Below are 11,891 nucleotides of genomic sequence, written 5' to 3'. Positions count from 1 at the left end.
CAAAACATACGGCCCGGACAGGCTCGCGATGTGTGACGTTGGAGGCGCCATCGTGCGCCGTTGGCGCCTCTAACGTCACACATCGCGGGGTCTAGGCGCTGAGAGTGGGCTTGAGCTCGATGATCTTGCTCAGCAGTCCGTTGACGAACGCGGACGACTCGTCGGTCGACAGGTCAGCGGCCAGCGCCACCGCCTCGCTCACGGCGACGGCGTCGGGGACGTCCTCGACGTAGAGGATCTCGTAGGCGCCGATGCGCAGCAGGTTGCGATCAACCGCTGGCATGCGGTCGAGCGTCCAGTCCTTCGCGTTCTCGGCGATGATCTCGTCGAGACGGTCACGGTGCAGCACGACACCCTCGACCAGCGAGACCGCGTAGTCGTTGACCGGGTAGTCGGTCGACTCCCGACGGTCGGCGAGCGTGCCACCGGGTGCCAGGCTCTGCGCCTCGGACTCGAACAGGATGTCGAGGGCGCGCTTGCGGGACTTCGTACGAGCTGACACTAGGACGACACGCGACCCAGGTAGCTGCCGTCGCGGGTGTCGACCTTGACCTTCTCGCCATTGACGATGAACAGCGGGACCTGGATCTCCTTGCCGGTCTCGAGGCGTGCCGGCTTGGTGCCACCGCTGGAACGGTCGCCCTGCAGGCCCGGCTCGGTGTATTCGATGAGCAGCTCGACCGACGCCGGGAGCTCGATGTAGAGCGGCACACCCTCGTGCATCGCGACCATCGCGTCCTGGTTGTCGAGCATGTAGTCCTTGGCATCGCCGACGACCTGCTCGGAGATGCTGACCTGGTCGTAGGTGGCCTTGTCCATGAAGACGTAGGAGTCGCCGTCGTGGTAGAGGTACGTGAAGTCGCGCTTGTCGACGTTGGCCGTGTCGATCTTGGCGCCGGCGTTGAAGGTCTTGTCGACGGTCTTGCCGCTGAGGACGCTCTTGAGCGTGGTCTTGACCATCGCTCCGCCCTTGCCCGGCTTGTGGTGCTGGAACCAGACGACGGACCACAGCTGGCCGTCGAGGTCGAGGACCATGCCGTTCTTGATGTCGTTCGTGGTGGCCATCAGCCGATCTCCATGAGGTCTTTGGTCATCGTGGTGAGCACCTCGGGGGCACCCGTGGTCACGAGGACGGTGTCTTCGATTCGCACTCCCCCACGACCCGGGACGTAGATGCCGGGCTCCATCGTGAGGACGGTGCGACTGACCAGTTTAGCGGTGTTTCGGGCGGCGACGAACGGGTCCTCGTGTATCTCGAGTCCGACGCCATGTCCGAGCCCTGTCGTGAACGCGTGGAGCCATCCGGAGGCGTCCAGCGAAGCCCGCGCGGCGTCATCTGAGTCGGACACCTTCGCGCCGTCGCGGAGGTGATCGAGGCCGGCTGCCTGCGACTCCTGGACCGCGGCGTAGATCTCTCGCTGCCAGTCGTCGGCCGTGCCGAGCACGACGGTACGCGTGCAGTCGGCGTGATAGCCGGCGACGCGTGCGCCGAAGTCTGCCTTCATGAGCTCACCGTCACCCAGCACGCGATCGGTCGGGCTGTGGTGAGGAATGGCGGAGTTCTCGCCGCTCGCCAGGATCGTCTCGAATGCGATCGCCTCGGCGCCGAGGTTGAGCATGCGGTTCTCGAGGTCGCGGGCGACCTCACGCTCGGTACGGCCGACCAGCGGCCCGGTGAGCAGTCCGTCCAGGGCCTCGGTGGAGATGCGGCATGCCGTACGCAGGTGCTCGATCTCCTCGTCGTCCTTGACGACCCGCAGCTCCTCCACCACGCGGCCAGCCGGGGCAAGCGTCGCTCCCGGCGCCAGTGAGGTCAGGTTGGCGTGACCGTCGACGCTCAGCGTGTGCGTCTCGACGCCCCACGTACCCGAACCCATGCGAGGTGATGCGGCTCCGGCGAGGTCGCGGTCGATGACGTGCTCGACGTCGGGCAGCTCGGCGGCAGCCTGGTCGCGATAGCGGCCGTCGGTGAAGAACACCGGCGATCCCTCGCGCGGCACCAGCAGTGCGCCGTTGGAACCGGTGAACCCGGTCAGGTAGCGGACGTTGACAAGCGTCGTGACGAAGATGCCGTCGAGCCCGCGATCACCCAGCGCGGCCACCAGCCGTCCGCGGCGAGCCGCCGTCGTCACATGGTTCATTCGCCGGCGCTCATTCGCTGATCGCCAGGTAGGCGTCGGTGATCACGGACTCGTCGGGACCCGCCAGGATCACCGGGTTGGCGAGACCGTCGAGCACGACGAAGCGGAGCTGGTCGCCGCGGGTCTTCTTGTCGAGGCGCATCGTCGCCGACAGCGCGTTCCAGATGCCGGGGCGGTAGGTCGTCGGCAGGCTCAGGGTCGTCAGGATCGAACGATGCCGCGCCAGCAGCTCGTCATCGATGCGACCCGTACGGTGGGCGATCTCCGCGACGTAGACCATGCCGATCGAGATGGCCTCGCCGTGGCGGATGCGGTAGCCCTCGAAGCGTTCGATGGCGTGGCCGAACGTGTGGCCGTAGTTGAGGGCTTCGCGGCCGATCTCGTCGCCGTCGGCCGACTCGCGCAGGTCACCTGCGACGGCCCGGGCCTTGACCGCGATGCCCTTCTCGATCAGCTCGGCGACAATCGGCGAGGTCGCGTCGGTGACGGTCTCGGGTGCCGCCTCGACCAGGTCGAGGATCGTCGGGTCGGCGATGAAGCCGCACTTGACGATCTCGGCCAGTCCGCTGCGCAGCTCGGCTCCCGGGAGGGTCGTGAGCGTGTCGAGGTCGCACAGCACGCCGGCCGGCTCGTGGAACGCACCGACGAGGTTCTTGCCCTCGTTGGTGTTGATCCCGGTCTTGCCGCCGACCGCGGCATCGACCATGCCGAGCACCGTGGTCGGTACGTTGACGAACCGCACACCGCGCAGCCAGCTCGCCGCGACGAAGCCGGCAAGGTCGGTCGTCGCTCCCCCGCCGAGGCCGACGATCACGTCGGAGCGGGTGAAGCCCAGCTCGCCGAGGACCTTCCAGCAGAACGCCAGCACGTCGGAGGTCTTGGCCTGTTCGCTGTCGGGCACCTCGATCAGGTGCACGTCGAGTGAGTCGGCGACCAGCGGCTTGCGCAGCCGCTCGGCCTGCTCGTGCATCGCCGGCGGATGGATGATCGCGACCCGCAGCACGCCGAGGCCGAACCCGATCAGGCTCCGCAGCTCCTCGTGCACCCCATTGCCGATCACCACGTCGTACGGGCGATCGGTCGGGACGGTGAGCCGGGTTGTCATCGGTCCTCCTCGATCAGCGTGATCGCCTGGTCGGCGACCTGCGCGGCGTCGAGATCATCGGTCTCAATGGTGAAACGAGCGACATCGCGATAGAGCACGCGGCGCTGGTCCAACAGGTTCTTGAGCTGCGTCCGCACGTTGCCCAGCAGCAGGGGGCGACCGGAGTTCATGCCAACGCGGCGCACGGCCGAAGCGAGTCCGACATCGAGGAAGATCACCCGGTGGTCCGCGAGCGCAGCTCTGCTGGCCGGGCTGAGAACGGCACCGCCGCCGAGGCTGACGACGCCGTCATGCTCGGCGAGAGCGGTCGCGACGGCCTTCTCCTCGAGCGCGCGGAAATATGCCTCACCCTGGTCGATGAACATGTCCTGGATGCTGACGCCTTCGCTGGCCTCGATGTCGTGGTCGGTGTCGCGCACGGCAACGCCGAGACGATCGCCGACCAGCTCGGCCACCGTGCTCTTGCCGGCTCCCGGCGGTCCGACGAACACAACGACGGGACTCAACGGTGCCTCAGGTTGGCGAGATAGCCCTCGACGTTGCGCTTGGTCTCCTCGACCGAGTCGCCGCCGAACTTCTCGGTGATCGCGTCGGCGACGACCAGTGCGACCATGGCCTCGGCCACGATGCCGGCCGCCGGAACGGCGCAGACGTCTGAACGCTGATGGTGGGCCCGGGTCTCTTCGCCGGTCTCGACGTCGACCGTGCGGAGTGCCTTGGGCACCGTGGCGATGGGCTTCATCGCGGCGCGTACGCGGAGGATCTCACCCGTGGTCATGCCGCCCTCGGTGCCGCCCGCCCGACCGGAGACACGGCGGATGCCCTCGTCTGTCGGGATGATCTCGTCGTGTGCCAGCGAGCCACGCGTACGAGCGAGCTCGAAGCCGTCACCGACCTCGACGCCCTTGATCGCCTGGATGCCCATGAGCGCAGCAGCCAGCCGCCCATCGAGGCGCTTGTCCCAGTGGGTGTGCGAGCCGAGGCCCGGCGGCAGGCCCTCGACGATGACCTCGACGACTCCACCGAGCGTGTCGCCGTCCTTGTGCGCGGCATCGATCTCGGCGACCATCGCCTCGCTCGTCGCGGGGTCGAAGCAACGCACCGGATCGGCGTCGAGCGCCTCGACGTCGCCGGGGCTTGGGATGACGCCGGCGGGTGCGCGTACGGTGCCGAGCTCGACCACGTGGGACACGATCTTGGCGCCGGTGGTCTGCTCGATGAACTGTGCGGCGATCTCGCCGAGGGCGACCCTGGCCGCCGTCTCGCGTGCACTGGCGCGCTCGAGGATCGGGCGGGCCTCGTCGAAGCCGTATTTCTGCATGCCCGCGAGGTCGGCGTGACCGGGACGCGGGCGGGTCAGCGGCGCATTGCGCTTGAGCCCGTCGAGCACCTCGGGATCGACCGGGTCGGCCGACATGACCTGGTCCCACTTGGGCCATTCACTGTTGCCGATGCGCAGCGCGATCGGGCTGCCCATCGTCACGCCGTGGCGGATGCCGCCGATGAGCTCGAGCTCGTCGGCCTCGAACGCCATGCGGGCGCCGCGGCCGTGGCCCAGGCGGCGGCGCGCGAGCGCAGCCTGGATGTCCTTGCTGGTGACCTCCACCCCTGCGGGCAGACCTTCGAGCACGGCAACCAACGCAGGGCCGTGCGATTCACCAGCTGTGAGCCATCGGAGCATGTCGACAATTCTCCCACGCCCGTCTACGACCCTCACGCACCGTGCCTGACGTGACATCATGAAGGCGCGTCGCAGCCCGGCGCCCGGACGAGCGAGTCGTACCCGGCCTGCGAAAAGACGACTCACAGGAGTCAGTCATGGCCTGGTTCATTCTCGTCGCCTCAGGAGTCCTCGAAGCCGTCTGGGCCACCGCCCTCGGCAAGTCCGACGGATTCACCCGGATTGCTCCCACCGCGGTGTTCGCCGTTGCGCTCGCGCTCAGCATGGCCGGACTCGCCATGGCGATGCGCACGTTGCCCATCGGAACGTCGTACGCCGTGTGGGTCGGTATCGGAGCGGTTCTCACTGCTGGCTACGCCATCGCCTCAGGCAGCGAACCCGTCTCGGTGGCCAAGGTCCTGTGCCTGCTCGCCATCGTCGGCGGCGTGGTCGGCCTCAAGCTGGCGCACTGATCAGGAGTAGATCGCCGAGCCCCACGCGGCACCGATCACGGCGCCGGCCACCATGTAGGGGCCGAACGCATAGCTCTTGGAATCGATGACCTTGAGCGCCGACAGGAGCACGCCCAGCACGGCGCCGAGGATGAACCCGGCATACATGCCGACGAACACCGCGCTGCCGCCGAGTGCTCCGAGCGCCAGCGCCAGCACGCCGGAGAGGCGTACGTCGCCGTATCCGAACGCGCCACCGAAGAATCGCCCACCGATCCAGTAGAAGACGCGGAAGATCACGTAGACGACGATGTTGGCGACCACCGCCCGGGTGAACACCGTGGAGTCCTGCAACAGGAGCGCGCCCAGGCCGACCAGCAGGAACGTCGCGAGGTAGGCCGGCGCGACGATCACCAGCGGGAGGAGCCTGGTCCGCCAGTCGATGTAGGTCAGCCATGCCCCCACACCGGCGACCAGCACCCACACCGGGACCAGCTCGGGCGTGTCGATGCGCCAGGCGACCAGTGCCGCCATCAGGGCCGCAGCGACACCGAGCGCCGCCGCGAGACCCGGCGCATCGGCCAGGTCGGCGTAGGCGATCTTGTCGTCCGCGGGCTCATCAGGCTCCGGCATGCGACGCATCACCCACGGACCCAGCCCGCCGAGGACTGCGGCGGCGAGTGCGGCGAGGACGACGGTCACGGTGGGAAGACTAGCGAGAGCCGAGCTCAGCCAGCGCTGCATCACGCAGGAGCTGTGGAGAAACCGGGCTGCCAGTCATCAGCCCCACCTGCAATGCCGCCTGATGGGCCAACAGATCGAGTCCGGTGGCGCACGGCAGCTCGCCGGCCACCTCGACGAGGTGTGAGGGCCACGGGTTGTAGACGACGTCGAACACGGCACGTGATGCCTCGACGAGCTCGTGCACCTGACCGTTGACGACATCTGCCGGCACGGTGGAGACCAGCAGGTCGACACGGTCGAGCAGGGGTTCGTCGAGGAGCCGTACCGAGGTCTCCAGGCCTGCCGAGCGGGCGACGCCGACGGCTTCGCGTGCGCGGTCGCGGTCACGTACGACCAGCTCGACATCAGCCGCACCCATGGTCGAGAGCGCATAGGCGATCGACGCCGCCGTGGCACCGCCGCCGAGGATCCGTACGGTCCTGACCCGGGTGATGCCGCGCTCGGTCAGCGCGTTCACCGCTCCCGGCACGTCGGTGTTGTAGGTCGTCGGCACCCCGTCGTCGAACACGACCGTGTTGGCCACACCAAGCGGCGGACCGCTCTCCAGCTCGACGAGCTCGGCGAGTCGACGCTTGAGGGGCGCCGTCACGGACAAGCCGCGCACGTCATCGCCCAACGAGCCCAGGAACTCCTGCAGCTCCGCCTCCTCGACGAGGACCGCGTCATAGGTCCAGTCGAGGCCCAGGTCCGCGTAGGCCGCGCGATGCATGGCCGGAGACAGCGAGTGGGCTATCGGCGACCCGATGACGGCGCACTGCATCAGCAGATGTCGTCGACGTCTTTGGAGCTGCGGCACCAGTCACGGAGCCGGTTGGCTGCCCGTTCGTGGTCGGCGAGGTTGTTGCTGAAGACCGTCGTCTTGTGCTCGTAGTCGGGCACGAAGTAGAGCCAGTCGCCGTCAGCCGGGTTGAGCACCGCCTCGATGGTCTTCTTGCCTGCGGCGCCGATCGGTCCGGGCGGCAGGCCCTGGTGCTCGTACGTGTTGTATTCCGACGGGTTGTCGCGCTGCTCCGGTGTGGTCCACACGTCGCCGGTGATGCCGTTGGCGTACGCGACGGTCGCATCCGACTGCAGGGCGATGCCCTGGTCGAGACGGTTGAGGAACACCCGGGCGACCTTGGGGTAGTCCTCGTCGCGGTTGGCTTCGTACTCGAGGATGCTGGCGAGCGTCATGACCTCGGTGGGTGTCATGCCGATCGCGTTGGCACGACTCTTGAGGTCGAGCTCCTTTTCGACGTCCTTGGTCTTCTTGACCATCTGCTTGAGCAGGGACGTGGCGGTGGAGCCCGGCGGCACCTCGTACGTCGCGGGGTAGAGGAATCCCTCTGGGTTGTCCTTGGCCTCCGCCGGGAGGCCCAGCGAGTCGGGCTTGTCGAGCGCTGCCTCGACGTCCCTGGCCTTGATGTCGGTGCTCTTGTCGATGATCTTGATGATCGACGTCACGCGTGACCCCTCGGGGATCGTGACCTTGCCCTCGACACGGTTGCTGCGGTCGGTGAGCTCACGTAGTGCCCACTCGGCTGACATCTGCTTGCGCAGCTTGAAGAAACCGGCCTGGACGGCTGAGAAACGGGAGTCGTTGAGGCTCAGCTGGTAGAACGCCTCGGCACTCTTGACCACGCCGGCCTTCTTGAGGATGTTGGCGATCTGCTGGCCGTTGGAACCGCTGGGGATCTCGACCGTGACGGTGCCGGTGCCTTGACCCGTGTAGTCGGCGGGGCCGCCGAAGAAGTCCATCGCCTTGTTGACGACCTTGAAGCCGACGAACAGCAGGGCAAGGATGATCACGATCGTGACGATGCGCTTGCCGATGGGCCTGCTCGGCGGCTTCGCGGCGCGGCGTCGGCCGGGACCCGAAGGTCCACCGGTCATGATGTCCAGTCCGCCGTCAGCCATGCGTCCTCACTAGTGTCTCGCCGGGCGCAGACCCTCTGGTCCGCTCGGAATCCAGAGCCGTCTGGAGTATCACCGTCGCAGCTGCCTGGTCGATGACATTCCTCCTTGCGCTTCCAGATCGTCCACGTTCTCTGAGCAGACTGTCCGCAGTCATGGTAGACATCCTCTCGTCAAAGAGCCGAACGAGTACCGGATCGATGGCTTCCAGCAGCTCGGCGCAGAACGCCCGTACCTTCAGCGCTGCCGGACCTTCACGCCCGGAGAGCCCGATCGGCATGCCGACGACGCACTCCATCACGTCGTACTCGCGCACCAGCTCGGCAAGCCGGCCGATGGCGGCCGGACCTGCGGCGACGGTCTCGACCGGGGTCGCGAGCATGCCATCGGGATCGCACACGGCGACGCCGATGCGTACATCGCCGACGTCGATCCCGAGACGTCGCCCGCGACGCATCAGAGTGCGCCCTCCACGGCCACCAACGCGGCCGGGATGCCCGACACATCGGTGCCGCCGCCCTGAGCGACGTCGGCCTTGCCGCCACCGCGGCCACCGATCTTGTCGCCGATCAGACCGATCAACGTGTTGGCGCTGAGGCCCTTGGCCTGCGCGGCCTCGTTGAGCGCGACGACGGCGGACGGCTTGTCATCGGCCGTGCCGATGACGACCACCACGGCCGGCTTGTCCTGGGGCAGGCGTCCGCGGATGTCGAGGGCGAGCGTGCGTACGTCTCCCCCGTTGGACCCGTCGGCACGGTGGCCGACGTAGGCGATGCCGTTGACATCCTTGGCTGCTGCGGCGATGTCACCGGCAGCGCCGACGAGCTGGGCCGCCTTGGCGCGCTCGACGGCCTTCTCGGCGGTCTTGAGCCGCTCCATGAGGTCCTGGACCCGAGCTGGAACCTCGCCCGGCTGCGCCTTGAGGATGTCGGTCAGCTGGCGTACGACATCGCGCTCACGTGCGAGGTACTCGAACCCCTCGATGCCGGTGAGTGCCTCGATGCGGCGGTTGCCGGCGCCGACCGAGCCGTCGGACGTGATGACGACCGTGCCGATCTGTGACGAGCGGTCGACGTGGGTGCCACCACAGAGCTCGCGCGACCAGGGGCCACCGATCTCGACGACGCGGACGTCCTCGCCGTAGGTCTCACCGAACAGCGCAAGCGCACCGAAGTCACGCGCCTCCTGCAGCGTCATGGTCTGCGCCGTCACGGGCAGGTCGGCACGCAGGGCGCGGTTGGACGCCTCCTCGACACCGTGCAGCTGCTCGGGCGACAATGCGCCGCTCCAGCCGTAGTCGAGGCGGAGGTAGCCGGGACGGTTGTAGGAACCCGCCTGCAACGCCGTCGGGCCGAGCACCTCGCGCAGCGCGGCGTGCACGACGTGCGTGCCGGAGTGCGCCTGGCGGGCGCCGAGACGCCACTCCGGGTCGACAGCGGCCTCGACGGTCTGGTCACGGGTGAGCTCGCCGTCGAGGACGCGTACCTGGTGGACGACCAGACCGCGGACGGGACGCTGGACGTCGAGCACCTCGGCACGGCCGCCGTCCCACGTGATGACGCCGGCATCGGCGTTCTGACCACCGGACTCGGCGTAGAACGGGGTGCGGTCGAGCACGACCTCGCCGATCGTGCCGGCCGAGATCACGGGTACGTCGGCGCCTTCGGCGAGCAGCGCGAGGACACGCGACTCGGTCGTCAGAGTCGTGTAGGCCAACCACTCCGTCGGTCCCCCGGCGTCGAGGGCGGCGCGATAGACCGTGGTGTCGGCGTGGGCACCCTTCTTGGACTTCGCGTCGGCCTTGGCACGGGCACGCTGCTCGGTCATGAGCGCGCGGAAGCCGTCCTCGTCGACGCTCAGCCCCTGCTCGGCGGCCATCTCCAGCGTCAGGTCGATCGGGAATCCATAGGTGTCGTGCAGGGCGAACGCCTGGTCGCCGGGGAGCGAACCGCCCTTCTTGATCGCTGCGGCGGCAGATTCGAAGATCTGCGTGCCCTTGTCCAGGGTCTGCCGGAAGGCATCCTCCTCGGCGTAGGCAATCTTCTCGATGCGCGGGAAGTCGGCTTCGAGCTCGGGGTATGACGCCTTCATGCGGTCGAGGCTCACCGGCAACAGCTGCGGCAGCGCCGGGTCCTCGTAGCCGAGCAGGCGCATCGAGCGCACGGCACGGCGCAGCAGGCGGCGCAGCACGTAGCCGCGAGCCTCGTTGCCGGGCGTCACGCCGTCGCCCATCAGCATCAGGCCGCTGCGTACGTGGTCGGCGATGACGCGGAACCGTACGTCGTCAGTCGGGTCGGCGCCGTACGTCCGGCCGGTGATCTCGGAGGCCTTCTCGATGACCGGGAAGACCTCGTCGATCTCATACATGTTGATCTTGCCCTGCAGGAGGTAGGCCACGCGCTCCAGGCCCATGCCGGTGTCGATGTTCTCCTGCGGCAGCGGACCGACCACGTCGAACTGATCCTTGGCCAGGACGTTGGTGATCTCCTCCTGCATGAACACGAGGTTCCAGATCTCGAGGAAGCGGTCCTCGTCGACGATCGGGCCACCGTCGGGGCCGAACTCGGGCCCGCGGTCGATGTAGATCTCGCTCGCCGGCCCGCCCGGGCCGGGCACGCCCATCTGCCAGTAGTTGTCGAGCAGCCCACGGCTCTGGATGCGCTCGTCGGGCAGTCCGGCGATGTCCTTCCAGAGCTGGCGTGCCTCGTCGTCGGAGTGCAGGACCGTGACCCACACCTTCTCGGGGTCGAAGCCGAAGCCACCGTCGTCGATCGAGCCGGTGATCAGCGTCCAGGCGAACTCGATCGCGCCCGCCTTGAAGTAGTCGCCGAACGAGAAGTTGCCGCACATCTGGAAGAACGTGCCGTGTCGGGTGGTCTTGCCGACCTCCTCGATGTCCTGGGTGCGAACGCATTTCTGGACGCTCACGGCGCGGTCCCACAGCGGGGTCTCCTGGCCGAGGAAGTAGGGCTTGAACGGCACCATGCCGGCGTTGACGAACAGCAGGTTGGGATCGTCGAACAGCAAAGGGGCAGAGGGCACCGCGGTGTGTCCGGCGTTCTCGAAGTGTGCGAGGAATCGTCGGCGGATCTCAGCGGTCAACATCAGGGGTGTTCCTTGTCAGAAAGTTCAGGGTGATGAGTCTCGAGACTCACGTGGTCGAGGTCGGGGGTGCCGGACAGCTCGTGGGCGACTTGTCGCTCACGAGTCTCCATGCCGTCGCGCAGCTCGGCGCTGAAGGCCCGCCAGCCGAGCCCGAGGGCTGCGGCTTGGTCGGCGAGGCCTGGCATGGAGAGCCGGTAGGCGGCTCGCCTGGCCTTGGCGGTGGCGTACACCCCCGCCGCCGATCCGGCGACGAACCAGACGATGCGGCTCCTCATGATCCGATCCAGCTGTCTCGGGAGGCCGATGGCGTCGCCGCCCTGGCAGCTCGCCGGCCGGCCGCGAGGCGCTCACGCCGGCGGCGCCGGTATTCGCGGCGCATCATGCCGAGGATCCGGTCACGACTCTCCGGCCGGAGAGCGTGTGCGATGCCGTGGGCGAACACGGAGAGACGTACGCCCGGACGCCCCAGCGCCGTGGCGACGACTTGCTGCTGGGTCGGAGGCACGACGAGTCGTCCCTCGACGATGCGTGGAGCGAGCGCGGCGGGGAGGTGGGCAGCGACGGGTTGGGGCTGTGCCACCTCGGTCGACGAGGGTGTGTGCGCGGCTGCAACCGGAGTGAGCCGTGGGGCGCGCTCAATGCGACGGGCAGCGCGCACGGCGATGACCGCAGCACTGATCGCCACAACCGCGAGAACAGCGGTCGCGGCGAGCATCCAGACCTCCGCTGACATGAGGACGAGCCTATCGCGCTGACCGGCACCGTGAACCGGCTGGCCAGAGGCGGGGGCG

The 11,891-nt window shown here is 68.0% G+C and carries 14 protein-coding genes and 1 riboswitch; of the genes, 1 reads left to right on the top strand and 13 read right to left on the bottom strand.

Annotation, left to right across the window (positions count from 1 at the left end):
• Positions 1-91 precede the first annotated feature (91 nt).
• From nusB to aroC, 6 genes are read right to left on the bottom strand one after another with little or no spacing between them, the layout of a single operon-like run.
• Entirely contained in the window at positions 92-502 is a 411-nt protein-coding gene (gene nusB / locus ABD683_RS15795) for a transcription antitermination factor NusB (protein ID WP_344771028.1), read from the bottom strand.
• Complete coding sequence (efp, locus tag ABD683_RS15790; protein ID WP_344771614.1) at positions 502-1,068, bottom strand: elongation factor P; 567 nt, start codon at positions 1,066-1,068, stop codon at positions 502-504. The genes nusB and efp overlap by 1 nt, the downstream gene beginning before the upstream one ends.
• A complete protein-coding gene (locus ABD683_RS15785; protein ID WP_344771027.1) occupies positions 1,065-2,141 on the bottom strand; it encodes a M24 family metallopeptidase in 1,077 nt (358 codons plus the stop codon). The genes efp and ABD683_RS15785 overlap by 4 nt, the downstream gene beginning before the upstream one ends.
• A gap of 10 nt (positions 2,142-2,151) precedes the next feature.
• A complete protein-coding gene (aroB, locus tag ABD683_RS15780; protein WP_344771026.1) occupies positions 2,152-3,246 on the bottom strand; it encodes a 3-dehydroquinate synthase in 1,095 nt (364 codons plus the stop codon).
• On the bottom strand, positions 3,243-3,752 hold the full coding sequence (locus ABD683_RS15775; protein ID WP_344771025.1) for a shikimate kinase: 510 nt from the start codon (positions 3,750-3,752) through the stop codon (positions 3,243-3,245). The genes aroB and ABD683_RS15775 overlap by 4 nt, the downstream gene beginning before the upstream one ends.
• Complete coding sequence (gene aroC, locus ABD683_RS15770) at positions 3,749-4,927, bottom strand: chorismate synthase (protein WP_344771024.1); 1,179 nt, start codon at positions 4,925-4,927, stop codon at positions 3,749-3,751. The genes ABD683_RS15775 and aroC overlap by 4 nt, the downstream gene beginning before the upstream one ends.
• 62 nt (positions 4,928-4,989) lie before the next feature.
• Positions 4,990-5,054, top strand: a riboswitch (guanidine-III (ykkC-III) riboswitch).
• Between the two features lie 10 nt (positions 5,055-5,064).
• Between aroC and ABD683_RS15765 the strand changes: the two genes are divergently transcribed.
• Positions 5,065-5,379 (top strand): DMT family transporter, encoded by a 315-nt coding sequence (locus tag ABD683_RS15765; RefSeq protein WP_344771023.1) that lies wholly within the window; start codon positions 5,065-5,067, stop codon positions 5,377-5,379.
• Here ABD683_RS15765 and ABD683_RS15760 read toward each other — a convergent pair whose 3' ends face one another.
• Genes ABD683_RS15760 through ABD683_RS15730 form a run of 7 tightly spaced genes read right to left on the bottom strand, consistent with a single transcriptional unit; the run spans position 5,380 to position 11,833 of the window.
• Complete coding sequence (locus tag ABD683_RS15760; RefSeq protein ID WP_344771022.1) at positions 5,380-6,060, bottom strand: prepilin peptidase; 681 nt, start codon at positions 6,058-6,060, stop codon at positions 5,380-5,382.
• Between the two features lie 10 nt (positions 6,061-6,070).
• Positions 6,071-6,862, bottom strand: coding sequence for a shikimate dehydrogenase (locus ABD683_RS15755; protein ID WP_344771021.1), 792 nt, complete (start codon positions 6,860-6,862; stop codon positions 6,071-6,073).
• On the bottom strand, positions 6,862-7,998 hold the full coding sequence (gene mltG / locus ABD683_RS15750; protein WP_344771020.1) for an endolytic transglycosylase MltG: 1,137 nt from the start codon (positions 7,996-7,998) through the stop codon (positions 6,862-6,864). The genes ABD683_RS15755 and mltG overlap by 1 nt, the downstream gene beginning before the upstream one ends.
• The gene (gene ruvX / locus ABD683_RS15745; protein WP_344771019.1) at positions 7,991-8,452 is read right to left on the bottom strand and encodes a Holliday junction resolvase RuvX; all 462 of its coding nucleotides are present in this window, start codon (positions 8,450-8,452) and stop codon (positions 7,991-7,993) included. The genes mltG and ruvX overlap by 8 nt, the downstream gene beginning before the upstream one ends.
• The gene (gene alaS / locus ABD683_RS15740) at positions 8,452-11,100 is read right to left on the bottom strand and encodes an alanine--tRNA ligase (protein WP_344771018.1); all 2,649 of its coding nucleotides are present in this window, start codon (positions 11,098-11,100) and stop codon (positions 8,452-8,454) included. Before alaS ends, ruvX begins: the two co-directional genes overlap by 1 nt.
• Positions 11,100-11,375: a DUF6167 family protein gene (locus tag ABD683_RS15735; protein ID WP_344771017.1), complete on the bottom strand. Its 276-nt coding sequence runs from the start codon at positions 11,373-11,375 to the stop codon at positions 11,100-11,102. Before ABD683_RS15735 ends, alaS begins: the two co-directional genes overlap by 1 nt.
• Positions 11,372-11,833: a hypothetical protein gene (locus tag ABD683_RS15730; protein ID WP_344771016.1), complete on the bottom strand. Its 462-nt coding sequence runs from the start codon at positions 11,831-11,833 to the stop codon at positions 11,372-11,374. The genes ABD683_RS15735 and ABD683_RS15730 overlap by 4 nt, the downstream gene beginning before the upstream one ends.
• Positions 11,834-11,891 lie beyond the last annotated feature (58 nt).

Source organism: Aeromicrobium panaciterrae, assembly GCF_039537165.1.
Taxonomy (GTDB): domain Bacteria; phylum Actinomycetota; class Actinomycetes; order Propionibacteriales; family Nocardioidaceae; genus Aeromicrobium; species Aeromicrobium panaciterrae.
Note: the sequence above shows the minus strand (reverse complement) of the source record. Positions and strands in the feature narration are given on the sequence as shown.

Coding starts and splice junctions, on each gene's coding strand:
- ABD683_RS15785 (WP_344771027.1), bottom strand. CDS start 2,141: ATGAACCATGTGACGACGGCGGCTCGCCGCGGACGGCTGGTGGCCGCG.
- aroB (WP_344771026.1), bottom strand. CDS start 3,246: ATGACAACCCGGCTCACCGTCCCGACCGATCGCCCGTACGACGTGGTG.
- aroC (WP_344771024.1), bottom strand. CDS start 4,927: ATGCTCCGATGGCTCACAGCTGGTGAATCGCACGGCCCTGCGTTGGTT.
- ABD683_RS15765 (WP_344771023.1), top strand. CDS start 5,065: ATGGCCTGGTTCATTCTCGTCGCCTCAGGAGTCCTCGAAGCCGTCTGG.
- ABD683_RS15755 (WP_344771021.1), bottom strand. CDS start 6,862: ATGCAGTGCGCCGTCATCGGGTCGCCGATAGCCCACTCGCTGTCTCCG.
- mltG (WP_344771020.1), bottom strand. CDS start 7,998: ATGGCTGACGGCGGACTGGACATCATGACCGGTGGACCTTCGGGTCCC.
- ruvX (WP_344771019.1), bottom strand. CDS start 8,452: ATGCGTCGCGGGCGACGTCTCGGGATCGACGTCGGCGATGTACGCATC.
- alaS (WP_344771018.1), bottom strand. CDS start 11,100: ATGTTGACCGCTGAGATCCGCCGACGATTCCTCGCACACTTCGAGAAC.
- ABD683_RS15735 (WP_344771017.1), bottom strand. CDS start 11,375: ATGAGGAGCCGCATCGTCTGGTTCGTCGCCGGATCGGCGGCGGGGGTG.
- ABD683_RS15730 (WP_344771016.1), bottom strand. CDS start 11,833: ATGTCAGCGGAGGTCTGGATGCTCGCCGCGACCGCTGTTCTCGCGGTT.